Origin of the sequence: Nakamurella sp. PAMC28650, from assembly GCF_014303395.1 — a bacterium.
Classification (GTDB): domain Bacteria; phylum Actinomycetota; class Actinomycetes; order Mycobacteriales; family Nakamurellaceae; genus Nakamurella.
This window is the reverse complement of record NZ_CP060298.1, coordinates 3302526-3327499: the sequence shown is the minus strand read 5'-3', so window position 1 is coordinate 3327499 and position 24974 is coordinate 3302526. Positions and strand designations below refer to the sequence as shown.

The following is a 24974-nucleotide window of genomic DNA, read 5'->3' as shown; positions in this document are numbered from 1 at the left end:
CCGGTCCCGTGAACGCGGTTGTGGCCAGCATCATCGGCGTGGTCCTGCTGCTGGCCACCCTGGCCTTCGCCATCATCCGGCCGAGGGGACTCCCCGAGGCCGTCGCCGCGGTGCCCGCGGCGGGCCTTGCGCTGGCGCTCGGTCTGATCAGCTGGCACGGCGCCGGGGAGACGGTCGACCGGCTCGGCTCGACCATCGGGTTCCTCGGCGCCGTCCTGGTGATCGCCCACCTCTGCGACGTCGACGGCGTCTTCCGGTGGCTCGGCGCCGTGATGGCGGCCCGCAGCCGGGCCGACCCGGCGCGCCTGCTCGTGCTGGTCTTCGTCGTCGCCTCGCTGACCACGGCCGCCCTGAGCCTGGACGCCACCGTCATCCTGCTGACCCCGGCGGTGCTGGCCACCATCAAGCGTCTGCACGTCAGGCCCGCCCCGCACGTCTACGCCACCGCGCACCTGTCGAACACCGCCTCCCTGGTGCTGCCGGTCTCCAACCTCACCAATCTGCTGGCGTTCCAGGCGTCCGGGCTGAGCTTCGTCGGGTTCGCCGGGCTGATGGCCGGTCCGTGGCTGGTCGCGATCGGCGTCGAGTACGTGGTCTTCAGGAAGTTCTTCGCCGCCGATCTGCAGAAACCGGATCGACCGCCGGCCGAGGTCCGCAGCGTCGAGCTGCCGAGGGTCACCCTGATCCTGCTGGCGCTGATCCTGGCCGGTTTCGCCGCCGGACCGTTGCTGAACGCGCAGCCGGTCGTGGTCGCCGCGATCGGTGCAGTGGTGATGGCGACCAGGGCGGTCATCCGCGGGCAGGTCGACCTCTGGTCGGTGATCAGGGCGGCCAATCCGGTCTTCCTGGCCTTCGTCGCGGCACTGGGCATCGTGGTCGACGCGGCCACCGGTCACGGACTGCAGTCCGCGTTGGCCGGCATCCTGCCGACCGGCCACGGACTGGTCGACCTCCTGGCGCTGGCCGGGATCGCCGCGGTGCTGTCCAATCTGGTCAACAACCTGCCCGCGACGCTGGTGCTGCTGGCCGCCCTCGGCGCCCACCCGCAGGCCGCGCCCGTGCTGGCCGTGCTGATCGGCGTCAACATCGGGCCCAACCTGACCTACACCGGTTCGCTGGCCACGCTGCTGTGGCGGCGGGTGCTGCTGAGCCACTCCACGTCGCCGTCGCTGTCCCGCTTCACCCGGCTCGGACTGCTGACCGTCCCGACGACCCTGGTGGCCGCGACCGTGGTGCTCTGGCTCGGCACGCTCCTCTAGCCGTCGAGATGCCCGGTCTCGTTGACGGCCCAGACCATCACGGCGCCGTCGTCGTCGATGGTGAGCCCGGACAGCGAGGCGGTGTCGATCCGGAAGCGGTAGGCGGCCGCGGACGGAACCTCCAGTGCGGTCGTCAGGATCATCTTGGTGACGGCGGCGTGGGTGACCAGCACGACGGTGTGGCCGCGGTAGAGCCGCACCACCTCGGCCAGCAGCGGGGCGATCCGATCGCGTATCTGGTGGAACGACTCGCCCCCCGGCGGCGCCACGTCCGGGTCAGACCGCCAGGTCGAGAACTCCTGCGGCCAGCCACTTTCGATCTCGGCGGGGCGGAGGCCGGTCCACTCGCCCAGTAGTCCGTCCAGCAGCGCCTCGTGCACGACGACCGGGGCGCCGGACCCGCTTCCGATCGACTTCGCCGTCAACCGGCAGCGCTGCAGGGGCGAGGTCAGCACGATGCTGGGACGCAGATTCTTGATCTTCTCCGCGACCGAGGATGCCTGCCGCCGGCCCCGACCGGTCAGCGGCACGTCCTCGCGCCCGGCGAACCGGCCGTCCGCGCCCCACGTCGTCTCGCCGTGCCGGACGACGAGCACCCTGGTCGCACCGGTCGGCAGCGGCCCCGGCAGGACGGCCGCCGGGTCGACCGCGTCGTCGTCCGCCGCGTCCATCGCCTGGTTGGCCAGCCGGTCGGCGTGGCCGTTCTGCGCCCGCGGCACCCACTGGAAGGTGACCGCGTCGAACCCGGAGACCAGGCTCGAGGCCCTGGCGGCCAACGGCTTCATGTCCGGACGCTTGATCTGCCAGCGGCCGGACATCTGCTCGACGACGAGCTTCGAGTCCATCCGGACCTCGACGTGGCCGGCGCCGAGTTCGCGGGCCGCTTCCAGACCTGCGATCAGGCCGGAGTACTCGGCGACGTTGTTGGTGGCCCGCCCGAGATGGGCGGCCCGCTCGGCGAGCACCGTGGTGCCGTCGGCATCCAGGACCACCGCCCCGAATCCGGCCGGTCCGGGATTCCCCCGGGAACCGCCGTCCGCGTAGAGGACCACCGACCTGACGGGTCTCACCACCGAATCCTCACCACCGGACGAGGATGGCACCGCACTCGGGGCAGCGCACGATCTCGTCGGAGGGAGCGGCGGCGATGGAGGACAGCTCGACCCGGTCGAGATCCATCCGGCAGGCATCGCAGCGACCGCCGTTGAGCTTTGCCGCCGCAACCCTGCCGGACTTGTGGATCCGCTCGTACAGGCCGACGAGTTCGGCGGGCAGGTCCGCCGCGAGTTCGATCCGTCCCTTGCGCTGATGACCGAGTTCGGCGTCGATGTCGGCGAACAGGTCGTCGCGGGCCGACTCGGCGGCCGCGACCTCCGCCCGGCTGCGGTCGAACTCGGCCTGGATCCCGGACAGCACACTGTCCGCGGTCTCCTTCTGCTCCATCAGTTCCAGCGCCTCGTCCTCGAGCACACCCTGACGGCGGGACAGCGAGGTGATCTCGTGCTGGAGGTTCTCGAGGTCCTTGGCGTTGCCCGCGCCCGCCGTCAGACGCTGTGCGTCCCGGGCGGCCCTGGTCCGGACCTGGTCGATCTCGTTGTCCAACTTGCGGGTGGCCCGTTCGAGGTCCCCGACCTCGGTCTCGGCCAGCACCTTCGCGTTCCGCAACTCCACCAGTTTCTCGGTCCCGGAGGCGATCACGGCCAGCTGGGGCAGCGTGGCCCTGCGGTGCTCGGCAGCGTTGATCGTCTGGTCGAACCCGGCCAGATCGAGCAATCGGCGTTGGACGAACGGGTCAGCCTTCGGCACAGGTGTCGTGGCCCTTCTGGAGTGGGGGCCCGTTCGCGGCACCGGCAGAGGGCCGCGACGGACGATGGATCGTCCACGGATCGGTACGCAGAGCAGAAACGGTGGTGCTGACGCTACCCGCCGATCCCGCCCGCGCCATACCGGCCGCGATCACGCCGGCGGCACTGGCCAGCCACGGCCACTCGCCGGACCAGTGCGCCACCTCGACCACGGCGGCCGACCCCGGCCGCGCAAGATGCTCGGCCACCACGTGATGACGTAGGTCGGACGTCAGGTAGACATCCGCGCCGGCCGCGCCGGCGGCGCCGAGTTCGGAGTCCCCGGCCCCGCCGCACACGGCGACCGTCCGGACCTGACGGCCGGGATCACCGGCGGCCCGGACCCCGCCGACGGTGCCGGGCAGCGAAGCCGACGCCAGCTCGGCGAAGTCCCGCAGTGACATCGATGACGGCAACTCCCCGATCCGGCCCATCCCGGTCGACCCGGCCTGGGGATGACCGGGCGCGAGGACATCGACGTCAGGCACCAGCGGCCGCACCCGCTGCAGGCCGAGCGCGGACGCCAACGCATCGTTGACGCCGCCGACCGCCTTGTCCGCGTTGGTGTGCGCCGCGAAGTGCGCGATGCCCGACCGGATCAGCCGGTCGATCACCCGGCCCTTGGCCGTCTCGGTGCTGACCGTCTGCACCGGCCGGAACAGCAGTGGGTGGTGGGTCACCACCAGCTGCGCGCCGATCTGAAGAGCCTCGGCGACCACGGCATCGTCGATGTCGACGGCGAGCAACACCATGTCGACGTCCCCCGTAGGATCGCCGCAGGTCAGGCCGATCCCGGTGTCCCAGTCCTGGGCCAGCCGGGGTGGGTAGGCAGCCTCCAGCACAGCGATCACCTCACCCACGGTGGTGCTCATCGGTTGCTCCCTTCGGCGGTGGCGGGGTGGTCAGTCTGTCATTTCGGGTGACAATGATCAGGTGAACCTTGCCGCGAGTCGACACCAGGGCCGGACGGAGGTCGATCAACCGGGTCTCCCGGCCGATCCGCGGCTGCACGTGAGCGTGATCTGCACCGGCAACATCTGCCGCTCGCCGATCGGTGAGCAGATGCTGCGGGCTGCGATCGCCGACGCCGGTCTGGAAGATGCGGTCCGGGTGACCAGCGCCGGCACCGGCAGCTGGCACGTCGGGTACCCCGCAGATCGCCAGGCCCAGGCCGCCCTGCGGCGCGCCGGCTTCGCCACCGAGCACCGTGCCCACCAGATCACCGCAGAGGAGCTCGCGACCGTCGACCTGGCCCTCGCGGCCGATCGTGGCCACGAGCGGATCCTGCGAACGCTCACCCCGGTCCAGGACAAGGTGAGACTCCTGCGGAGCTTCGATCCCACCGCGGACGGCGAGGACGTCCCCGACCCCTACCAGGGCCCGGACTCCGAGTTCGACGAGGTGGTCGCCATGACGGCCGCCGCGCTTCCGGGCGTCATCCGGGAGATCAGGCGGCGGCTCGGATGACCGCGACGCTGGAGAAGGACCCCTCGGCCCCGGCACGACGACCACGCTTCGGATTTCTGCTCAAGCCCGGCTGGCTCGGCGCCATCGTCGCGGCGCTGGCCTTCACGGCTGCCTGCTGGTTGGTCCTGGCCCCCTGGCAGTTCAGCCGCAGTGCGCAGAACGACGCCTCCAACGCGCAGGTCGACGCCGCCCTCAAGAGCGACCCCGTCCCGGTGAGCCAGTACCTCTCCACCGACCGGCAGCCGGCCGGCAAGGACGTCTACCAGTTGGCCACGGCCACCGGCGTCTTCGACACCGGCAACGTGCACTACGTCCGGCTGCGGCAGGACAGCAGCGGCAATCCGGTGTCCGAGGTGGTGCTCCCCCTGAAGATGACCGACGGCCGGATCCTGCTGGTCGACCGCGGGTACCGGTCGTTCGGGGACATCAAGGCCGGTGTCCCGCTGCCGCCGCCGCCCACCGGCCAGGTGACGGTGACCGGACGTGTCCAGCAGGACCAGACCGACCCGAAGAACCGCAAGCCCAGGTTCACGGACGGTCTCGACCAGGCCTGGGCGGTGAACGCCGACGACCTCGCCGGAATCGACGGCACCACCGGGGCCGGCGGCGACGTCCTGCAGGGGTACATCCAGTTGGTCGCGGGTACTCCCGGTGTGCTGCAGGAGATCGGGATGCCGCAGACCTCGGTCGGTCCCTACTTCTCCTACGCCCTGCAGTGGTCGGCGTTCGGCGCGATGTCCCTCCTGGCCATCTGCTACTTCATCTTCCGCGAGGCCACCGACCCACGCGGCCCGGACGAGCGCAACGTCCCCTATCCCGAGCGGACGGGTGCATCGCCGGAGGAAATGGCAGGGACCGCACCGACGGAAACCGGATCGCACGGCCGGAAGTCCAGGTCCAGACGCGCGTCCAGGGACGGCTTCGACCGCACGCAGCTCTTCGACTGACCGTTGGCCGGGCCGCAGATCTGGCAGGAGCGCGCCACCGCCGCCGAAGAGGCGGTGTGGGGCCGGCACGCTCGGCGGCTCCTGGGTCTTCCCGGGACGGCGCTCGGCGTGGTCGGCTGGCCGTTCGATCCCGGGCACCGCCTGTTCCTGACGTGGCACCTCTGGTGGCAGGCGCACCTGCTGGACTGTGCCGTGGACGCCTGGATGCGTTCCCCGGGTGAGGTGCGCACCCGGAGGGTGGCCGGCCTCGCGCGGGCCATCCGGCTGCGCAATCTCGGCCGGTACACCAACGACTACTACGACGACATGGCCTGGATCGGTCTGGCCCTGCAGCGCGCCGTCCCGCTGGGCGTCGACCCGCGGAGCGTCCGGGCACCCGTGACCGCCATCCTGGACGCGTGGAACCCGCCGGTGGGGGGCATCCCCTGGCGCCGCGGGGACGAGTTCTACAACTCCCCCGCCAATGCCCCGGCGGCGATCCTGTTGGCCCGCAGCGGTTTCACCCGGCGAGCCCGGCAGATGGCCGACTGGATCGATAGCCACCTGCGCACCCCCGGCAGCGACCTGATCGCCGATGGCTTCCATCCCGGTGAGGATCTGAAGCCCGTCTTCTACACGTACAACCAGGGGGCTGTCCTCGGACTCGAGGTGGAGCTCGCCGTGTCGGGCGGCGACCGGGCCAGGGTCCATCGGCTCGTGGCGGCGGTGGCCGCCGAGATGACCTCCGGCGGAGTACTGATCGGTCACGGCGGGGGTGATGGCGGGCTGTTCACCGGGATCCTGGCCCGCTATCTGGCCCTGGTGTCCACCCGGCTGCCGGGCGCCGACCGCGCCGACCGCCGGGCCAGATCCACGGCGGGCGCACTCGTCACGGGCTCGGCCGCCGCGGCCTGGGAACACCGGGTCGATGCTCAGCACGGCCCGCTGTTCGGAGCCGACTGGACCAGGCCGGCGCAGCGGCCGGGGCGTACCGGGCCGGGAGCCTCGTCCCGGCCCGAATGTGATCTGTCCGTACAACTCTCGGGATGGATGCTGCTCGAGGCGGCCGCGCTGCTGGAGCGGGCCGACTAACGTGTCCGGTGTGCTGCTCATCGATCAGGTCCAGAAGCTCCTGGCCGGACCACGTCCCCTGCCCATCGTCTCGGCCGGCCACCCCGTGCTGCGCCACCGGGCCGAGCCCTACGACTTCAGCCTCCCGTCGGACCTGTTCGCCGAACTGATCGTCGCGATGCGCGAGAGCATGCTGGCTGCACCGGGTGTCGGCCTCGCATCGCCCCAGATCGGCCTGGGGGTCCAGCTGGCCGTCATCGAGGATCTGGCGGGTCTGCCCGCCGAGGTGGCGCAGATCCGTGACCGGGTGCCGGTGCCGTTCCGGGTGCTGGTCAATCCGTCGTACACGCCCGTCGACGACGGGGTGGCCGCGTTCTACGAGGGCTGCCTTTCGGTGCCGGGTTACCAGGCGGTGGTGGAACGGCCGAGTGCCGTCCGGTTACGGGCTCTCGACGAGAGCAGGACGGCCATCGACGAGGTGGTCACCGGCTGGGCGGCCCGCATCGTCGCCCACGAGACCGACCACCTGGCCGGGATCCTCTACCTCGACAAGGCCTTCACCAGGTCACTGGCCGGTACGCAGGAGTACCTGACCCGGTGGGCCGGTCCGACACCGCAGGACGCACGGGTGGCACTGGGTTTCTAGGCAATCAGGACGACCGGACGAGGAAGGGCCCGCTGCCGAGGCAGCGGGCCCTTCCTGGTTCCGGAGACTACGCCGGGATGTAGTCGAAGACGTCCGGGTCTGGACCGGTGCGCTCGTCCTTGTTGAGTGCCGAGATGGAGCCCATGTCCGACACCGGGAGCTCGAAGTCGAAGATCTCGAAGTTCTCCTTCATCCGGGACTCGGTCACCGACTTCGGGAAGACGATGCTGCCGTGCTGGATGTGCCAGCGGAGCACGACCTGGGCGGGCGTCTTGCCGTGTTCCTTCGCGATCGCAACGATGGTCGGGTCGTCCAGCACCTTGCCCTGGGCGATGGGCGACCAGGCCTCGGTGGCGATCCCGTGCTCGTCGTCGAAGGCACGCAGTTCCTCCTGCGTCAGGTAGGGATGCACCTCGATCTGGTTGACGGCCGGCGGGATGGTCGTCTCCTCGTGCAGGCGGCGCAGGTGGTGCGGCTGGAAGTTGGAGACGCCGATCGAGCGCGCACGCCCGTCGCGGTAGATCTCCTCGAACGCCTTCCAGGTCTCGACGAAGTCGCGCTTGGTGGGCAGTGGCCAGTGGATCAGGAACAGGTCGACCTTCTCGAGGCCGAGATCGGCCAGGGTCTTGTCGAAGGCGGTCAGCGCTGCGTCGTGGCCGAGCTGGTTGTTGTTCAGCTTGCTGGTGATGAACACCTCGGAGCGATCGAGACCGGACTTCGCGAAGGCCTGCCCGACCCCCTTCTCGTTCCCGTACATCTGGGCGGTGTCGATGTGCCGGTAGCCGATCTCGAAGGCCTTGGACACGGCGTCGGCGGTCTCCGACGGGTCGATCTGGAAGACACCGAACCCCAGCTGCGGGATCTCCACGCCGTTGTTCAGAAGCACGTTCGGTACTGCAACCATCTTTGATCTCCTCGGTGGGTCCAGTTTTGTATGTCCATCGTACTGAACGGGCCCGGCCCGCCGGGTAGGTTCTTGTCCCATGCGAGTAGGCGTTGTTGTGTTGCCCCAGTTCCCGGCCGTCGAAACGAGGAGACGCTGGAAATCACTCGAGGACCGGGGGTTCGCCCATGGCTGGACGTACGACCATCTGGCCTGGCGGGACCTCGCCGACGAGCCCTGGTACGCGACCGTCACGACCCTGGCGGTCGCCGCCGGCGCCACCTCGACGCTGAAACTCGGAACCTGGGTGATCTCGCCGAACTTCCGTCATCCCGTGACCTTCGCCAAGGAACTGATGTCCCTCGACGACATCGCGGGCGGTGACGGCCGGTTGATCGCGGCCATCGGAGCGGGCGGCCTCGGCTGGGACTCCGCCGTGCTCGGCCGGGAGAACCTGCCACCGAAGGAGCGGGTCGACCGTCTGACGGAATTCCTCGCGCTCACCGACCTGCTGCTCCGGCAGCCCGAGACCAGCTGGAAGGGCAAGTACTTCACGGCCGAGCGGGCGCGCATGGTCCCGTCGGGATCACGGGCGCGCATCCCGTTGGTGATGGCCGGGAGCGGACCGAGATCCGTCCGGTTGGCGGCCGGCCATGACGGGTGGGCCACCACCGGACCCGACGGCGACCTCACGGCCGACGCGTGGTGGGAACGGCTCGCGTCCCTGGTGACGACCTTCGAGGCTGCGGCGGTGGAGATCGGTCGCGACCCCGCACTGATCAGCCGGTACCTCTCGTTGGACGCCGCCCCGGGCTACTCGTTCACCGATCCGGGTTCGTTCACCGCGGCGGCGGTCCGCGCCAGGGCCCTGGGCTTCACCGACCTGGTCATCCACTGGCCGCGGTCGACGAAGACCTTTGCCGGCGACGAGACCGTCCTGGACCGGATCGCCGAGATGCTCGTGGACGGGCAGTACCTGGACTGAGCCATCGGAATGCACCGATCAGGTGAAAGAGACGGTAAAACGGGATGGAAAGACCATTTCGGCGACAGGCCGCCGCCTGGAATGTTTGGCGAGGTCCGGGTCGGGCACCTGTCGCTCGGAGAAATACTCTGCACCGACCCACCCAGGGAGAATCACACCAATGCTCGGACTCATCATCAGCCTGATCGTGATCGGCCTGATCGCCGGCGCCATCGCCCGTCTGGTCGTACCGGGCAAGCAGAACCTGTCCATCCCGGCGACCATCGTGATCGGCATCGTCGGATCGTTCGTCGGTGGCTTCCTCGGCTACCTGCTCTTCCACAAGGATGCCCAGAACGGCTTCTTCCAGCCGTCCGGCATCATCGGATCCATCATCGGCGCCATCATCGTGCTGCTGCTGTGGATCAGGTTCGGCAGCAGGTCCCGCTCCAGGGTCTGATCCACACGCTCTACGATCGGCAGGTGCCCACTGCCCCGTCCGGACGAGTGGCCTCCACGGCGCTGCTGTTCGATCTCGACGGGACGCTGTACGTGGGTGACCTGCCGATTCTTGCGTTCGCCCGGCATTGCGCAGAGCAGCTCTCCGACCGCGGCGCCACCCACCTGATCGACAACGTCCGGTATTTCCTGGAGGGCAAGTCGGCCGGTGATCGCCTGGTCGACCTCGGCGCCGCCCAGGACGGCGACGACGCAGTCGAAATCCTTGCCGCCGCCGCTGGTCTCACCCCGGACCGGGTGGCAGCCGCACATCGGGCGGCGCGCGCTGACCTGGCCGGATCCGCCTTCGCACTGGAAGCGCCGGACGGACTTCTGGGACTCCTGGAGAGCCTGCACACGACCCATGTGATGGTCGTGACGAACGCCGAGGTGGGTGTCGCGGAGGTGCTCGAGGCGATCGGGGTGGCCGGCCGGATCCACCAGGTCATCACCGCGGTCGACAAGCCCGCCGCCATGCCGGCCATCATCGACGCCACCCTGCACCGGATCGGCGCGGGCCAGGACCCCCGGCGGATGATGGTGGTCGGCGACCGCTGGCGCTCCGATCTCGCCGATGCGCACCGACGGGGGGCGGAGACCGCTCTGGTCGACCGCTTCGGTCGAGGCGACGGTACGCCGACCCTGCGCGCCGCAGATCTCGCCTCGCTCGTTCCCGGCATCAGGAACTGGGCGGATCGCTACGGAGGAGCGCGATGAGCCACTCGTTCGACGCCGCAGCACTTCCCACGCCGGACGGTCTGCCCGCCGAGGTGCCCGACCTGGTCGTCGCCCACCTGTCGGACACCCATCTGACCAGTACCGGCGTGCTGTACAACGGCGTCATCGACCCGGCGGCCGCGCTGGCCAGGGTCACCGACGCCCTGGCCAGGGCCCGCGCGCAGGGACGGGCACCCGACATCATCGTGGTGTCCGGTGATCTCACCGATTCCGGCGATCCGGATGCCTACCGCCACCTGCGCGCCGTGCTGGCACCGCTGGCGCCACAGGTGGTCTACGCCACCGGCAACCACGACGTCAGGGCCGTCTTCCACGCGGAGTTGCTCGGCGAGCCGGGGCGGGAGGGACCCATCCTGCAGGTGCACCGACTGGCCGGCGTCCGCATCCTGGTGCTGGACTCCACGGTGGTGGGGGCCGGTCACGGCGTGCTGGAACCCGGGCACCTGGCCGAACTGGCCGCCGAGCTGGACCAGCCCTACCCGGGCGGCTCGATGGTGGTGCTGCATCATGCGCCCCTGCCACCTCCGTCACCGCTGCTGACGTATTTCGCACTGGACCGCCGGTCCCGGGCCGCACTGGCCGAGGCCGTCGCCGGTAGCGACACCCGGATCATCCTGGCGGGCCACCACCACCTGGCCGGCTCCGGCCTCGTCGGCGGCGTTCCGGTCGCCATCGCCCCGTCCACCGCGATCCGGACCGATCCGCTGGCCCCGCCCGGCCACGAACGCACCTACGGTGCGGCCGGGTTCAACCTGGTGCGACTGTTCCCGGACGGCACGGTGAGCGTCTCGGTCGTTCCGGTGGACGACACACCGGAGATCTTCCACCTGGATGAAACCGGCTGCGCCGCAGTGATTGCCGCCCATCCGATCTACACTCCCACCAGTAGTACGGCCCACGTCCCGAACAGCAGGTAGGGCCCGAGGGGGATCGCCGACCTCATCCGCAGCCGGCCGGCCACCACCGCCGCCAGCGACAGGACCGATCCGAGCCCGAACGCCACCGCGAGGCCCAGCACCACCGAGGATGCCGACACGTAGCCCAGCAGCAGTCCCAGGGTGGGGATCAGCTTGACGTCGCCGCGCCCCATCCACGCCGACGAGAGGCGCGCCAGCGCCGCGAACAGCATCCACAGCAGTGCGCCGGACACCAAGGACCGCAGCGCAGATCCCGAGTACGGCGCGAGGAGATGGGTGAGGACCACGGTCAGCGCCGCCACCGGCAGGGCGGGCCGGGTGATCGCGTCGGGCAGTCGGTGGTGCACCAGGTCGACGCCGGAGAGCGCGACCAGCAGCAGCCCGGCCAGCAGGACCAGCGCCAGGGTCGGTCTGCCCCAGGCCATCACGACCGACAGTCCGGCGACCAGGGCAGCGGCGACCTCGGTGGGGCCCGCTGGCAGGACCACCCCGCGCCGCAACCGTCCCAGCAGTCGGCGCACCAGGGCGCCGGCCACCGCGCCGCCCGACACCGTCAGCGCTGTCACCAGAACCTCGACCCCCCGCATCCACCCACCTTCGCACGATCGGCGGCCGGCCCGGCGGAACTGTCCACAACCTCAGCGCGGTTGGATCCCCCGGCGACGGACCGGCGGCGGCGGGTCGAGCACACCGGTGAAGACCGCCACCGCTCCGGCGAGCAGGAACAGCGAGCAACCCGCGGTCAGCCACGGACCGGGACCACTGGATCCCTCTCCGGAACCGAGCACGCCGGCCAGGTCACCCGGCGAAACCCCCCGGAAGATGCCCCAGGCCAGACCACCCAGTCCGCACAGGGAGAGCACCGCCGCCGGGATGCGGTGTGGCTTGTCCCCCCTGGCGACCAGGGCGATGCCGAAGGCGGCCAGCAGGGCGAGCCCGCCGATCACGACGGAGAGCGCACCGGGCCGGTAGGTGGCGAAACCGGCCATCGCATCGTTGATGTTCTGCCCGTCGATCTGACCGCCGGTGATGCCGCCCCAACCCGAGATCGACGTGGTGCCACCGGTTCCGTCGGACAGCGAGATCCAGGTCAGCAGCGACGCGATCATGCAGCCCGCCGATGCGAGCACAGCGCCGAGCGCCACGATCAGCCGGAGGGTTTTCAGTTCCACGTCATCTCGCACCGATCGGCAGGGGTAGTCCGGCCCCGCTCGCCAGTTGGAGCCCGGCCCGCATCTCGACCATGGGCGCCGGGCGCCCGGTGAACAGCTCGAACTGGCGAAAGGACTGGTGCAGCAACATGTCCAGCCCCGTCACCGTCGTGCGCCCCGGCACCGAGGCGGCCGCCAGCGGAGTCGGCCACGGGTGGTAGAGCACATCGAGCAGGGCCGGTACCCCGGCCAGCACCGCGGCCAGGTGATCGGCCGCGCCGGCCGGAACGGTGGAGACCACCAGATCCACCTCGGCGGCCACCCGCGCGACGTTCGCCGGTTCGAGGTCGGACGCCGTCACCGGCAGACCGACCCGGCGGGCCAGTTCGACGCAGGCCCACGTGCTCTGCGGCCGGCGGCCGGCCAGGACCAGTTCCTCGACGTGCAGTTCGGCCAGGGCCGCGACGACCGATCGGGCGGTGCCCCCGCCGCCGAGGACCAGGACCCGGTGCGGCGCGACCCCGGCCGCGCCAAGGGCGCCGCAGACGCCGTCCACGTCGGTGTTCTCGGCGTGCCAACCCTTCGGCCCGTGCCACAACGTGTTGGCGACCCCCAGGAGGTCGACGCGCGCGCTCCGGACGTCGGCCGCCGCCGCCGCCGCCTCCTTGCCGGGCATCGTCACCGAGAAGCCGGCCCACTCCGGCCCGGCCGCGGCCACCAGGCCGGGCAGGGCCACCGCATCGCACTCGATCCTGGAGTAGGTCCATCCGGTCAGGCCGGCGGCCGCGAAACCGGCCAGATGCAGGGCCGGGGAGAGGGAATGGGCGACGGGCGATCCCAGCACGGCCGCGCGATGCGCGGACGTTCCGGGGAGCGCAGCGATCATCCGCCGAACACGCCGGCCGCCCTGGCCTGCGCGACGCACTTGGTGTGCTGGGCGAAGGTCTGCGAGAAGCAGAAAGCTCCGTTCTGCCCCTGCGCGATCTTGACGAAGAACAGCCAGTTGCCGTCGTCCGGATTGAGGGCTGCGTCCAGCGCCGCGGGACCGGGCGACGTGATCGGCGTGGGCGGCAACCCGGCCCTGAGGTAGGTGTTGTACGGAGACGGGTTCTCGCGCTCGGCGCTGGTGGTGGACACCTGGGACTTGCCCAGCGCGTAGTCCACCGTCGAGTCGAACTGCAGTCTCATGCTGATCGCGAGCCTGTTGTAGGTCACCCTCGCGACCTTCGTCATGCTGGTGGAGTTGCCTTCCCGCTCGATCAACGAAGCCACGATCGCGACGTCGTAGGGGGACCGCGAGACCGCGGCGGCGTCGGCGACGATGTCGGTGGCGTTCCAGTTCGCGGCCGAGGCCTGCATGACCTGCTGGAGGGCCTCCAGCGGGGTGGAACCCGGCTGGATGTCGTAGTCGCCCGGCACCAACATGCCTTCGAGCCTCTTCTTGGGATCCGGAGCCTTGGCGATCGCATTCCAGGCCCAGCTGACCACCCGGAGGTCCTTGGGGTCGGCGGTCTGCTCGACCTGCCAGAGCGCAGCGGCATCGAAGCAGTTGCTCACCCCGTTCAGCGGTACGCAGGCGGCCTTGGTGATCTGAGAGATGTAGCCGTCGGTGACCTTGCCGTTCTTCGCCGTGACGTCGGCCAGTTGCTGACCCGGGATCAAGCGCAACTCCCCCACCCGGGCGGTCGACGCCGTCAACGCGGTGACCGCCGCGGCCGCGGAGGCATGGAGCCGGACCTTGTAGAAACCGGTCTTGATCTTCGCGACGTCCGCGTTGTTGGACGCAGCAGCGACGAACGCCTTCGAGGAGGCCACCACGTTGTCGGTGGCCAGCGTGTCGGCGATGTCGGTGAGCGAGTCCCCGCCCGACACCCGCACCACCGTCTCGGTCGTTCCGGTGCCCTGGAAATCCGGGATCGCCGTCGAATCGGTGCGCCACCACTTGAAGGCGACCACACCACCGGCGATCAGCAGCAGCAGGACGACCACGGCCAGCACCGTCTGGCGGGTGCGGCGCTTCCGGCGCCGGGCGGCGGCCAGCCGGGCCGCTCGCTGTTCCCGGCGCGGAACACCAGGAGGACGGCGCTGGGTCGGGGCCGCTGCGGCGGTCCTGGTCAGCGCGGCGCGCAGGTCGTCCAGATCGAGTTCGCCGGTGTCGTCCTCACCGTGCCGGTCGAACAGGCCGAGTTGGTCGCTCATCCGCGGCCCCGGTCGGCCTGCCGCCGGTCCGCCTGCCGCCGGTCCGCCTGCCGCCGGTCGGCCGACAACGTGTCGAGCCGGACCTGGAGGATGGCGACGGCCGCGGCCTGGTCGATCACCGCGCGACGCGACTTCTCCCGGATACCCTGCTCGGCGAGCATCCGGTTCGCGGTGACGCTCGTCAGCCGTTCGTCGACGAACACGACGGGGACCGGTGCGATCCGCGCGGAGAGAAGCGCCCCGTAGGACCGGGTCGACGTGGCCGCCGATCCGATCGCACCTCGCAGAGTCCTGGGCAGACCCACCACCACCTCCACCACTTCCAGTTCGGCGACGAGGTCGCGCAACGAGTCCAGGTCGGACCCGCCCGTCTCGTCACGGGCCAGGGTCACCACCGGGGTGGCCAGAATGCCGTGGGGATCGCTTCGCGCGACCCCCACCCGCACGCTACCGACGTCGACACCCAGACGTACACCCTGGCGCGGTAGTGGTCCGGGCGTGTCGTCGGATGCGGCGTCGCCGCCTGACGTGGACCTCACCGCGCAGTGCCGCCCAGGTCCTTCTTCAGCGCGGCGATCGCGTCAGCGATGCCGGCCGGATTCGTCCCGCCGCCCTGCGCGAGGTCCGGCCGCCCACCGCCTCGCCCGCCGATGGCCGGCAGGAACGATTTCACCAGATCACCGGCCCTGAGACCGTGAGCACCGGTGGATTCGGGGGTCAGCGCCAGCACGAAGGCCACGGTGTCACCGGACGGCGCGAACAACGCGACCACCCCGGGGCGGCCGTTCAGCCGGCCGCGCACATCGGTGGCCAGCGTCCGCAGATCGTTCGCCGAGGTGCCCTCCGGAGCCGAGGCTGCGACGAGGAACACATCGCCGACCGGTGCGGCGGCATCGGCCAACGTTCCCGCCGACGCGAGAGCCGCTGCGGCCCGGAACTTCTCCAGCTCCTTCTCGGCCACCCGCAGACGCTCGACCAGCGTCTCGACGCGCGCCGGCAGATCGGCCGGCTGGACCTTGAGCGAACCCGCGACGGCATTCAGCAGCGTGCGCTCGGCCGCGAGCCGGTGGAAGGCCTCGATCCCGACGGCCGCCTCGACCCGGCGGACCCCGGAGCCGATCGAGGACTCGGCGGTCAGCGCGATCGGACCGATCTGGCTCGAGTGCTGCACGTGGGTGCCACCGCAGAGCTCGACCGACCAGGGGCCGCCGATCTCGACGATCCGGACGGTGTCGTCGTAGGTCTCGCCGAACAACGCGATCGCGCCCATCCGCTGGGCCTCCTGCTGGGTGCCGTAGAGGACCCGCACGCCGAGATCGCTGCGGACCGCCCGGTTGGAGACCTCCTCGATCTCGCTCCTGGTTTCCGGCGACAGCGAACTCGACCAGGAGAAGTCCAGCCGCAGGTAGCCCGGCTTGTTGTAGGAACCGGCCTGCAGGGCTTCCGGTCCGAGCACCTCACGCAGCGCCGCATGGACCACGTGGGTGCCGCTGTGCGCCTGGCGCGCGCCGAGTCGCCAGTCCGGATCGACCTTGCTCAGCACGCCGGCGCCCTCGGTCAGCTCACCGTGCAGGATCCGCACCTTGTGCACCCACAACTTGCGATCGACCTTCTGCACGTCCAGTACCTCGGCCGAGAAGCCTTCGCCGACAATGGTTCCGGCGTCGGAGTCCTGACCACCGGACTCGGCGTACAGCGCCGTCCGGTCCAGCACCACCTCGACGACCCGACCCTCGCCGGCCGAGCCGACCCGCTCGCCGTCGGAGATCACGCCGCGGATGGTGCCCTCGGATTCGAGCTCGTCGTAGCCGGTGAACTCGGTCGGACCGGCATCCAGCAGCTGCCGGTAGACCGTCAGATCCTCCAGCCCGCCCTTGCGTGCCTTGGAGTCCGCGCGCGCCCGGCTGCGCTGCTCCTGCATGAGTCGGTCGAACTCCACGGTGTCGACGGTCAGACCCGCCTCCGCCGCCATCTCGAGCGTCAGGTCCAGCGGGAAGCCCTGGGTGTCGTGCAGGACGAAGGCGGTGGAACCGTCGACCTGGCTGCGCCCGGCGGCCCTGGTCTGCGCCGCGGCGGTCTCGAACAGCTTCGACCCGGAGGCGATCGTCTTGAGGAAGGCGTTCTCCTCGGCGACGGCCACCCGCTCGATGCGGACGAGGTCGTCGGCGATCTCCGGGTAGGAGTCGCTCATCAGGCCGGAGACGACCGTCACCAGCTTGCTCATCACCGGATCGGTGACGCCGAGCAGACGGGCGGACCGCACGGCCCGGCGGATCAGCCGGCGCAGGACGTACCCGCCGCCCTCGTTACCAGGGGTCACGCCGTCGGAGATCAGCATCACCGCCGACCGGCTGTGGTCGGCGATGATGCGCATCTTCACGTCGTCGTCCGACGTTTCGCTGGACGCCCCGTACTTGACTCCCGACGCGTCCTCCATCGCGGTGATGATCGGACGGCACAGATCGGTGTCGTAGACGTTGTCGACGTCCTGGAGCAGGAAGGCGACCCGCTCGATGCCGAGACCGGTGTCGATGTTCTGCTGCGGGAGCGGCCCGAGGATCGGGAAGTCATCCTTGCCACCACCCGCCGACTCGCCGCGGATGTCCTGCATGAAGACCAGGTTCCAGATCTCCAGGTATCGGCTGTCCGAGACCGCGGGGCCGCCGTCGGGCCCGAACTCCGGTCCGCGGTCGTAGTAGATCTCCGAGCACGGGCCGCACGGGCCCGGCGTACCCATCGACCAGAAGTTGTCAGCCATCCCGAGCCGCTGGATGCGCTCGGCGGGCAGGCCGGCGATCTCCTGCCAGAGCCTGATCGCCTCGTCGTCGGTCTCGTAGACCGTCACCCAGATCTTCTCGGGGTCGAAGCCGTACCCGCCGTCGTCCTGGGAGTTGGTGACGAGCTCCCAGGCGTGCTTGATGGCGCCGGACTTGAAGTAGTCGCCGAAGGAGAAGTTGCCGGCCATCTGGAAGAACGTGTTGTGACGCGTGGTGATGCCGACGTTGTCGATGTCCAGGGTCCTGACGCACTTCTGCACGCTGGTCGCCCGGGAGAACGGCGGCGTGCTCTGTCCGAGGAAGTAGGGCTTGAACTGCTGCATGCCGGCCACCGTGAACAGCAGCGTCGGATCATCGGACACCAGCGAGGCCGACGGGACGTAGGTGTGCCCCGCCCGCTCGAAGTGCTCCAGGAATCGACGTCGGATCTCGTGGGTCTGCAAGGTGTCCTTCTTCGGATGGGCGCGGCAGGACCAAGGACCAGCCGGGCGGGTGATGGCTCAGGCGGAGCGACGGCCGGGTTCGGCGGAGACCTCGGGTCCGCCGGCCACGATCGCATCCAGAGGATGGGCGGGGCCGACCTGATCAGGGGCCATCATGGCGATCGATCCGGTCATGTTGTCGATCATCGGGCGATAGGTGGCGCGGCGATTGGCGGCCCCCTGACGGATGTCGGCGGCGAACGAGCCGACCGCATTGCCGAGCTCGGCGATCGCGTCCGCCACGTCCGCCGCGATGGCCGACGGCGTCAACTTCGCAGCGAGTGCGGCGCGGGCGGCTTCCTTCGCCCGCCGGGTACGCCGGGTGGCGACTGCACCCAGGGCGACCCCTGCGGAGAAGTAGTAGATGCGCTTCACGGTCGGCGATGTCCCTTCGAAGGTCCGCATGACACTGCCTGGCCAGCGTACCCGGCCACCCGCCGCGATCCGTCGCCCGTTTCCACGGGCAGATCGCGCTTCATCCGCCATGCTGTACCGATGACCGAGTTCAACGGACTTCCGGCCCACATCCTGCTGATCCACCTCGTCGTCGTCGGAATCCCGGTGGCGGCCCTGCTGACCGTGCTGTCCGCGGTGTGGCCCGCGGCGCGCGTGCGCCTCGGGATCGCCACCCCCGTGATCGCACTGCTGGCCCTGATCTGCGTCCCGATCACCACCAACGCCGGACAGTGGTTGCAGCATCACGTCTACATCGATCCGAAAACGGCCAACGGCCAGCTGATCCTGACGCACATCCGCATCGGTGACGGGCTGACCCCGTGGGCCATCGGGTTGTTCGTCCTGGCGCTGGCGGCCTGGGGCATCCCGCACCTTCTCGGTCGGGAGAAGGGTCCGGCCGTGCTCGGGTCGTCGGCGACGAAGATCGCGGTCGGGGTGCTGGCCCTCGCCATCGCGGTGGTGGCGGTGATCCAGGTCTATCGGATCGGCGACGCCGGGGCCAAGGCCGCCTGGTCGAGCAATTTCTGCAAGGTCGAGATCGCCGTGGGAACCAGCTGTCCGGCGGCCTGAGCCACTACGGCAGCAGTACCAGCTTGCCGGTGGTCCGGCGGGCGGCGAGGTCCTCGTGTGCCTTCGCCGCATCGGCCAGGGGGTAGGTCGCGCCGACGGTCACCTCCAGCCGGCCGTCGGCGATCCAACCGAGCAACTCCGTGGCCCGGCCCAGCATCTCCGCCCGCGTGACGGTGAAGTCGACGAGGGTCGGGCGGGTCAGGCTCAGAGACCCACCGCGATTGAGCCTTTGCGGGTCGAACGGGGGCACCTGACCGCTCGACCCGCCGAACAGCACCAACATCCCGCGACGGGCCAGCGCGTCCAGCGACCCGTCGAAGGTGTCCTTGCCGACCCCGTCGTACACCGCCTGCACGCCCGCGCCGCCGGTCAGTTCTCTGACCTTGCCGGTGAAACCCTCGTAGCCGATGAGCACGTGGTCCGCACCGGCGCCCTTGGAGAGTTCACCCTTGGCCGCGGTCGATACGGTGGTGATCACGGTGGCGCCCTTGATCTTCGCGATCTGGGTGAGCAGCAACCCGACGCCTCCGGCCCCGGCGTGGATCAGCACCGTGTCGCCGGGCACGATCGGGTGGGAGTCGGCAGCCAGGTAGTGCGCGGTGAGGCCCTGCAACGGGAATGCGGCGGCCTGCAAATCGTCGACCCCGTCCGGGACCGGGATCAGCCGCTCGACCGCGCCGACGGTGGCGGCCGCGTACGAGCCGGGGATGTCCGACCAGGCCACCCGGTCTCCGACCGACACCTCGGTGACGCCGTCGCCCACCGCGAGCACCGATCCGGCACCCTCTGTCCCGGGGGTGTAGGGGTGCGCCATCGGATACACACCACTACGGCGGTAGATGTCGATGAAGTTGATCCCCGCACCGGTGATCGCGAGAAGCGCTTGCCCGGGACCTGGTGCAGGAAGCGTGATCTCGGACTCGACCAGTACCTCGGGTCCGCCTGCGTGCGCAATGCTGATCGCTCTTGTCACGGTTTCTCCCTGGTGTCGTGCTGGTCCACTCGATCCTTGGTACCCCTGATGGTGCGACGGATCAGCGGCAGCCGCTCGGCGACCGGGCGCTCGGCGCCGCGCCCGACCGGGGTGTAGTAGTCGCGGCCGACCAACTCGTCGGGCGGGTACTGCTGCTCGGCGACGCCTCCGGGGACGTCAGGCGGGTACAGGTAGCGCTGGGCGTTGCCCAACTTGGCCGCGCCCGGGTAGTGCCCGTCCCGGAGCGATGGCGGTACCGATCCGATCCGGCCGGACCGGACGTCGGCCATCGCGGCGTCGATCGCCATCACGACGGCGTTCGACTTGGGTGCGGTGGCCAGGTGGATGGTGGCCTGGGCCAGACCGATCCGGGCCTCGGGCAGGCCGACGAGCTGCACCACCTGGGCGGCCGCGACGCAGACCGGGAGGGCCGTCGGATCGGCCATGCCGATGTCCTCCGAGGCGTGGATCATCAAGCGGCGGGCGATGAATCGGGGATCCTCCCCCGCCTCCAGCATCCGGGCCAGGTAGTGCAGAGCGGCGTCCACGTCGCTGCCGCGGATCGACTTGATGAACGCACTGGTGACGTCGTAGTGCTGGTCCCCGTCGCGGTCGTACCTCACTGCCGCCCGGTTGACCGCCCGCTCCACCGCCGTCAGGTCGATGACCTCGCCGTTCTCGTTCTCGACGCTGTCGGCCGCCGCCTCCAGCGCGGTCAGCGCTCTCCTGGCGTCGCCGCCGGCCAGCGCCAAAATGTGGGTGCGGGCCTCCGGCTCGAGGGTGAGGCGATCGTCCAGGCCGCGCTCGTCCGTCATCGCGCGATCCAGCAGGTCGCCCACCTCGTCGTCGGCGAGAGGTTGGAGCTGGAGGACCAGAGACCGGGAGAGCAGCGGCGACACCACTGCGAAGAAGGGGTTCTCGGTGGTCGCCGCGATCAGGATGACGGTGCGGTTCTCCACCGCGCCCAGCAGCGAATCCTGCTGCGTCTTGGAGAAGCGGTGCACCTCGTCGATGAACAGCACGGTCTGCTCGCCGGTCCGCCTGAGCGCGTTCGAGGCGTCGGTGATGACTGCCCGTACCTCCTTGACACCGGCGGACAGGGCTGAGAGCTGGGCGAAGCGACGCCCGGTGGCGCCCGCCACCAGCGTGGCCAGCGTGGTCTTGCCGGTGCCGGGCGGACCGTAGAGCAACATCGACGACGGCGAACCACCCTCGACCAGACGCCGCAGAGGTGCCCCGGGCCCCAGCAGATGCTTCTGGCCCACCACCTCGTCCAGGGTGCGCGGGCGCATCCGCACCGCGAGCGGGGCCTGAGTATCGAACCGGGGCTGCTGGTGGACCGGGCCTGTCGGACCCGCTGGATCGGGTCCGGCCCCCCCGTCCTCGGCGTCGTGCCCGAACAGCCCGGGCTCGGTATCGGTCACGAGGGCAGGCTACCGGCCGCTCCCGCCCCGGCGGCGCCGGCGGCGTCCCGTGGAGTCAGGCGTCTGGTCGGGCGTCGGTGTCTGGTCGGGCGTCGGGGTCGGCGTCGGGTCACGCGTCGGGTCAGCCTGGGCCGAGATGTTGGCCGCGGGGTTGAGCTCGGAGCGGGGAGTCCGGGCGAAGCTCTCGACCCACCGTGTCGCGTACTCGCCGACAAGTACTCATCAACACGTACTCATCCGCACCTACTCATCCGCACGTACTGATCGAAAGAGGGATGCCCTAAAGAGTGGTGCACTGTCCTCGGGTGCGACCGGCATCACCGGGCTTCGGCACCTTTTGCTTTCGGTAGTGCCTGGCTTCATGTCGGCCCGTCACGTCACGTCAGTGAACCCTTGTCCCAGCAGCCTCTCTGGTGCCTCTGCATGGATGAAGTTTCCGGTTTTTGCACTTGCTTTACCCCAGACCGGCGATAGAATGAGAACAGATGTACTGGGTAGCTGCTTGAGTAAAGTTCAGAACGGGACGTCCACTGCTGCAACAGGATTGCGCAGTTCAGCGAGCGGGTGTGGGTCTGTGTTCACGGCCTGCTGCAACAGTCGGTAGAACAAAAGCCCGCGACTCTTCGAGGTGCGTCGGTTGAACCGGAATGTGTATTCGTCCAGGTAGTAGGCCAGGTGCTCCTGGGAGACCGCGTAATGCAGGGTGCCGGTCAGCCAGCGTTTGAGCAGCGAGGCGACCATGTGGACGCCGGGGAGGTTGATGTGGGCGGGCTCGGCGCTGTCGGTCCCGACGAACGCGACGTGCTCGTAGCCGGCCGCGGTCAGCTTCTTCAGGTAGTTGGCGTCATCGGTTCTGACCGTTGATCCTTTGGCGATGACGCGGTCGGCGAAGCCGAGCATGCTGACCGATCGGGCTGTCTCGGCCAGCTCGATGCGGACCCTGCCCAGCTTGCGGCCGGGGATCGATTCCACTGCGATCATCGCCGCGGTGTGGTCCTTCACGCCGCCTGCGCGGCCGCGAGACTCGTTGCCGATGAACACTTCATCTAACTCCACCACACCGGAGAGCAACTCCCGCTCGGGGCGGACCATCGCCCGGCGTAGCTTCTGCAGCCACGCCCACGCTGTTTCGTAGGATCCGAAACCCAGCACCCGCTGCAGACCTTGCGCGGACATCCCGTTCTTCTGCGAGGTGATGAACCAGATCGCCGCGAACCACGTCGACAGCGGCGTCCGGAGCCGGTGGAAGATCGTGCCGGCGGTCACCGACGTCTGCCGGCCACACCTGGTGCACATCCATTTCGCCTTCGCCGTACGCCAACCGCCGGGCGCCCCGCACACCGGACACACAAACCCCTGGGGCCACCGCAGACGCTCCAGATACGCCAGACACGACGAGTCATCCGGGAACCACTCCAGCAACTCCTGAAAGGTCCGGGGGTAATCGACACCACCGACCGGGTAGGCACACACTGGCTCTGACATGGCCAAATACTACTTGACTCAAGCAGCTACCCGGTACATAGGTTCGATCCAGTCTGGGGGCTGCGGGCGGTGGTTCTGCGGTGGCGGTCGCTGCAGCCGGCCTGCCCGGGGTCGGGTCGTTGGCGGTGTTGGCTGCTGTTGATCCGGCTGCGTTGTCCCCTTCTGATCTGGTCGATGCGGTGATCACCGCTGAACGGTTGTTGGCGTATGTGAATGCGTTGCAGACCCGGTTGTTGGCGGAGTTGGGGCGCCCGCACCGCTGCGGGGATGTCACCGCGTTGGTGGCCGCTCTGGTGGACAAGGCCGGGCAGGGCCGCGGACCGGACGGGCTGGTGGATCCGGTAGTGGTGGCGGAGTTGACCTGCGACCGCAGCATCGGGGTGGCCGCCACGGAGGTGGCGGCGGTGTTGGACTGGTCGCCGGTGACGGCGAAGATCCGGATCGGGCAGTCGATGCGGCTGGAAACGGCGCTGCCCCGGACGTTGGATGCGTTGTGGGCGGGGCGGGTGGATGTGGGGCGGGTCCGGATGATCGTGGACCGGACCGCGGTGCTGTCGCCGCAGGTGTGCCGCCAGGTGGAGCGGCGGATTTTGCGGTGTGTGAAGGGCCGGTCCAAGGCGCGGTTGGAGACGATCGTGGACCGGGAGGTGATCCTGGCCGACCCGGCGGCGGCGGAGCACCGGCGGGTCAAAGCGGTGGCCGACCGGGGTGTGACGCACCGGCCGGACCGGGACGGGATGGGGATCATCAACGCCCTGGTGCCGGCGGAGGCGGCGGTGATGGTGTTCACGTTGATCGATCTGATCGCCGATGCGAACAAGGGACTTGATGCCCGGAGCGTGGATCAGCGTCGCGCTGATGCGGTCGCCGACATCGCCCAGGAGTTGTTGACGTTCGGGTTCGTGGATCTGCACGGCCTGATCGCCCGCGCCGAACACGCCACCGCCACCGACACTGCGCACACCGGGCCTGCCGGGCCTGCCGGGCCTGCTGCTCCGGCTGGCACGGCTGAGCCCGACATGGGTGAACGGACCGACCCGGACGACGCTGCTCCCCACGACGCTGCTCCCCACGACGCAGCTCCCGCGGGTCGCCCGGTCGGGTCTGTCTCCGGCGGGGTGGATCTCGCTGATCGGGCGGGGCGGTGGGCGCGGGCGTTGTCACGGCACGGCCGCCGGCCGCACCTGAATGTGACGGGGGCGTGGTCCACGGTGATCGGGTGGGATGATCTGCCCGGGCAGCTGGATGGGCATGGGGTGATCACCGCGCAGCTGCTGCGCCAGATCGCCGTGTCGTGGGGGACGTTGACCGCCGTCGGGGTGGATCCGGTGACCGGGACGGCCACTGCGGTCGGGGCGTTGACCTATCGGCCCGGGCAGCAACTGTGCGATCAGGTGGTGGTGTTGTCCGGGACGTGCCGGATGGCCGGGTGTGCGATGCCGGCGTGGAAGTGCGACATCGACCACCTGGACCCGTTCGACCACCAGGATCCCACCCGAGGTGGGAAGACGTTGTTGTGCAACAGTATTTCGTTGTGCACGTGGCATCATCTGTTGAAGCACCACACGGATTGGACGCCGCAGCTGCAACCGGACCTGTCGATCCGGTGGACCACCAACACCGGCCACCACGCCATCTCCCATCCGCGGGAGTTCACCCTGCCCGGCGAGTGGCTCCGACCACCACCATCGGCGTTGGCTGAGCCGGGTGTCCAGTCTTCAGGAGAGAAGACTGCCCCGGACCGGGTAGCAGGCCCGGCGGACACCGAACCGGACGAGACGAGGGTGATCATCGGCCCGACCGTCTTCGGACCGACGATCCCGGTCGTCCCGGCCGGCGCCGACTGGATCGAGCCGAACACCGAACTGGAGGACCCCGCCACCATCCCGCACCCCGGCAGCGTCGAGATCACCACCTACCGGATCCTGCGCCGACAGTCCCGGGAACATTCCCTGCGCAGGCTGGCCACCCTGCGCACCGCGCTGGACCCCGTCGAGCAACGCAAACGGGACTTCATCGCCGGCAAACAGTTCGACACCGACGGCCACCAATTCGACCCGGCCGACTTCGACGCCGCCACCCGCGAAAAAGCCGACCTCACCGAAACCTTCCAGATCGCCGCCCTACTCGAACGATCCCGACGACGCAGGAAAGCGTTGCCGCAGATGGAGGTAGAGCCGGATGATGCTACGTGCCGCCCTCCCGCGGTGCAGCCGAGCAGCGACGAACCACCCTTCTGAATGA

25 protein-coding genes are annotated in these 24974 nt (G+C 69.7%); 11 read left to right on the top strand and 14 right to left on the bottom strand.

Features of this window, described 5'->3' with window-relative positions:
• The first annotated feature begins 8 nt into the window (after positions 1–8).
• Positions 9–1259, top strand: a complete 1251-nt coding sequence (locus H7F38_RS15060; RefSeq protein ID WP_187090626.1) for an ArsB/NhaD family transporter — start codon at positions 9–11, stop codon at positions 1257–1259.
• On the opposite strand, the gene H7F38_RS15055 is transcribed toward H7F38_RS15060, so the two are convergent.
• From H7F38_RS15055 to H7F38_RS15045, 3 genes are read right to left on the bottom strand one after another with little or no spacing between them, the layout of a single operon-like run.
• Entirely contained in the window at positions 1256–2329 is a 1074-nt protein-coding gene (locus H7F38_RS15055) for a histidine phosphatase family protein (protein ID WP_222618097.1), read from the bottom strand. The genes H7F38_RS15060 and H7F38_RS15055 overlap by 4 nt on opposite strands.
• 10 nt (positions 2330–2339) lie before the next feature.
• Complete coding sequence (locus H7F38_RS15050) at positions 2340–3065, bottom strand: zinc ribbon domain-containing protein (protein WP_187090624.1); 726 nt, start codon at positions 3063–3065, stop codon at positions 2340–2342.
• A complete protein-coding gene (locus H7F38_RS15045; RefSeq protein ID WP_187090623.1) occupies positions 3052–3975 on the bottom strand; it encodes a Nif3-like dinuclear metal center hexameric protein in 924 nt (307 codons plus the stop codon). The genes H7F38_RS15050 and H7F38_RS15045 overlap by 14 nt, the downstream gene beginning before the upstream one ends.
• A 61-nt stretch (positions 3976–4036) precedes the next feature.
• On the opposite strand from H7F38_RS15045, the gene H7F38_RS15040 reads away from it, so the two are divergent.
• The 4 genes from H7F38_RS15040 to H7F38_RS15025 are packed head-to-tail and all read left to right on the top strand — an operon-like array spanning position 4037 to position 7213.
• Positions 4037–4570, top strand: a complete 534-nt coding sequence (locus tag H7F38_RS15040) for a low molecular weight protein-tyrosine-phosphatase (protein WP_222618096.1) — start codon at positions 4037–4039, stop codon at positions 4568–4570.
• Positions 4567–5517: an SURF1 family protein gene (locus H7F38_RS15035; RefSeq protein WP_187090622.1), complete on the top strand. Its 951-nt coding sequence runs from the start codon at positions 4567–4569 to the stop codon at positions 5515–5517. The genes H7F38_RS15040 and H7F38_RS15035 overlap by 4 nt, the downstream gene beginning before the upstream one ends.
• Positions 5518–5520: 3 nt before the next feature.
• Positions 5521–6588, top strand: coding sequence for a glycoside hydrolase family 76 protein (locus H7F38_RS15030; protein ID WP_187090621.1), 1068 nt, complete (start codon positions 5521–5523; stop codon positions 6586–6588).
• 10 nt (positions 6589–6598) lie between these two features.
• A complete protein-coding gene (locus H7F38_RS15025) occupies positions 6599–7213 on the top strand; it encodes a peptide deformylase (protein ID WP_222618095.1) in 615 nt (204 codons plus the stop codon).
• Between the two features lie 67 nt (positions 7214–7280).
• On the opposite strand, the gene H7F38_RS15020 is transcribed toward H7F38_RS15025, so the two are convergent.
• Positions 7281–8117, bottom strand: a complete 837-nt coding sequence (locus H7F38_RS15020) for an aldo/keto reductase (protein ID WP_187090619.1) — start codon at positions 8115–8117, stop codon at positions 7281–7283.
• A 79-nt stretch (positions 8118–8196) separates the two neighbouring features.
• Between H7F38_RS15020 and H7F38_RS15015 the strand changes: the two genes are divergently transcribed.
• The 4 genes from H7F38_RS15015 (at position 8197) to H7F38_RS15000 (ending at position 11213) form a co-directional block, all read left to right on the top strand.
• Entirely contained in the window at positions 8197–9081 is an 885-nt protein-coding gene (locus tag H7F38_RS15015) for an LLM class flavin-dependent oxidoreductase (RefSeq protein WP_187090618.1), read from the top strand.
• A gap of 160 nt (positions 9082–9241) precedes the next feature.
• On the top strand, positions 9242–9520 hold the full coding sequence (locus H7F38_RS15010) for a GlsB/YeaQ/YmgE family stress response membrane protein (RefSeq protein WP_187090617.1): 279 nt from the start codon (positions 9242–9244) through the stop codon (positions 9518–9520).
• Between the two features lie 23 nt (positions 9521–9543).
• Positions 9544–10275: an HAD family hydrolase gene (locus H7F38_RS15005; RefSeq protein WP_187090616.1), complete on the top strand. Its 732-nt coding sequence runs from the start codon at positions 9544–9546 to the stop codon at positions 10273–10275.
• Entirely contained in the window at positions 10272–11213 is a 942-nt protein-coding gene (locus tag H7F38_RS15000) for a metallophosphoesterase (protein ID WP_187090615.1), read from the top strand. The genes H7F38_RS15005 and H7F38_RS15000 overlap by 4 nt, the downstream gene beginning before the upstream one ends.
• Here the strand turns inward: H7F38_RS15000 and H7F38_RS14995 are convergent.
• Genes H7F38_RS14995 through H7F38_RS14965 form a run of 7 tightly spaced genes read right to left on the bottom strand, consistent with a single transcriptional unit; the run spans position 11168 to position 18227 of the window.
• Entirely contained in the window at positions 11168–11800 is a 633-nt protein-coding gene (locus H7F38_RS14995) for an A24 family peptidase (protein ID WP_187090614.1), read from the bottom strand. The genes H7F38_RS15000 and H7F38_RS14995 overlap by 46 nt on opposite strands.
• A 51-nt stretch (positions 11801–11851) precedes the next feature.
• Positions 11852–12385 carry a hypothetical protein gene (locus H7F38_RS14990; protein ID WP_187090613.1) on the bottom strand — a complete coding sequence of 178 codons (534 nt, stop codon included), beginning with the start codon at positions 12383–12385 and terminating at the stop codon, positions 11852–11854.
• A gap of 1 nt (position 12386) precedes the next feature.
• Complete coding sequence (locus H7F38_RS14985) at positions 12387–13250, bottom strand: shikimate dehydrogenase (protein WP_187090612.1); 864 nt, start codon at positions 13248–13250, stop codon at positions 12387–12389.
• Complete coding sequence (gene mltG / locus H7F38_RS14980) at positions 13247–14563, bottom strand: endolytic transglycosylase MltG (protein WP_187090611.1); 1317 nt, start codon at positions 14561–14563, stop codon at positions 13247–13249. Before mltG ends, H7F38_RS14985 begins: the two co-directional genes overlap by 4 nt.
• The gene (gene ruvX, locus H7F38_RS14975) at positions 14560–15102 is read right to left on the bottom strand and encodes a Holliday junction resolvase RuvX (protein WP_187090610.1); all 543 of its coding nucleotides are present in this window, start codon (positions 15100–15102) and stop codon (positions 14560–14562) included. Before ruvX ends, mltG begins: the two co-directional genes overlap by 4 nt.
• The gene (gene alaS, locus H7F38_RS14970) at positions 15099–17783 is read right to left on the bottom strand and encodes an alanine--tRNA ligase (RefSeq protein ID WP_187090609.1); all 2685 of its coding nucleotides are present in this window, start codon (positions 17781–17783) and stop codon (positions 15099–15101) included. Before alaS ends, ruvX begins: the two co-directional genes overlap by 4 nt.
• 57 nt (positions 17784–17840) lie before the next feature.
• Positions 17841–18227 (bottom strand): hypothetical protein, encoded by a 387-nt coding sequence (locus H7F38_RS14965; RefSeq protein ID WP_187090608.1) that lies wholly within the window; start codon positions 18225–18227, stop codon positions 17841–17843.
• Between the two features lie 90 nt (positions 18228–18317).
• Between H7F38_RS14965 and H7F38_RS14960 the strand changes: the two genes are divergently transcribed.
• Positions 18318–18848: a hypothetical protein gene (locus tag H7F38_RS14960; protein WP_187090607.1), complete on the top strand. Its 531-nt coding sequence runs from the start codon at positions 18318–18320 to the stop codon at positions 18846–18848.
• Positions 18849–18852: 4 nt separating this feature from the next.
• On the opposite strand, the gene H7F38_RS14955 is transcribed toward H7F38_RS14960, so the two are convergent.
• From H7F38_RS14955 to H7F38_RS14945, 3 genes are all read right to left on the bottom strand, one after another.
• Positions 18853–19821 carry a quinone oxidoreductase gene (locus H7F38_RS14955; RefSeq protein WP_187090606.1) on the bottom strand — a complete coding sequence of 323 codons (969 nt, stop codon included), beginning with the start codon at positions 19819–19821 and terminating at the stop codon, positions 18853–18855.
• Positions 19818–21245 carry a replication-associated recombination protein A gene (locus H7F38_RS14950; RefSeq protein ID WP_255497986.1) on the bottom strand — a complete coding sequence of 476 codons (1428 nt, stop codon included), beginning with the start codon at positions 21243–21245 and terminating at the stop codon, positions 19818–19820. The genes H7F38_RS14955 and H7F38_RS14950 overlap by 4 nt, the downstream gene beginning before the upstream one ends.
• 513 nt (positions 21246–21758) lie before the next feature.
• The gene (locus H7F38_RS14945) at positions 21759–22730 is read right to left on the bottom strand and encodes an IS1595 family transposase (RefSeq protein ID WP_187090495.1); all 972 of its coding nucleotides are present in this window, start codon (positions 22728–22730) and stop codon (positions 21759–21761) included.
• Positions 22731–22810: 80 nt separating this feature from the next.
• Between H7F38_RS14945 and H7F38_RS14940 the strand changes: the two genes are divergently transcribed.
• Entirely contained in the window at positions 22811–24970 is a 2160-nt protein-coding gene (locus H7F38_RS14940) for a DUF222 domain-containing protein (RefSeq protein ID WP_187090605.1), read from the top strand.
• Positions 24971–24974: the final 4 nt, after the last annotated feature.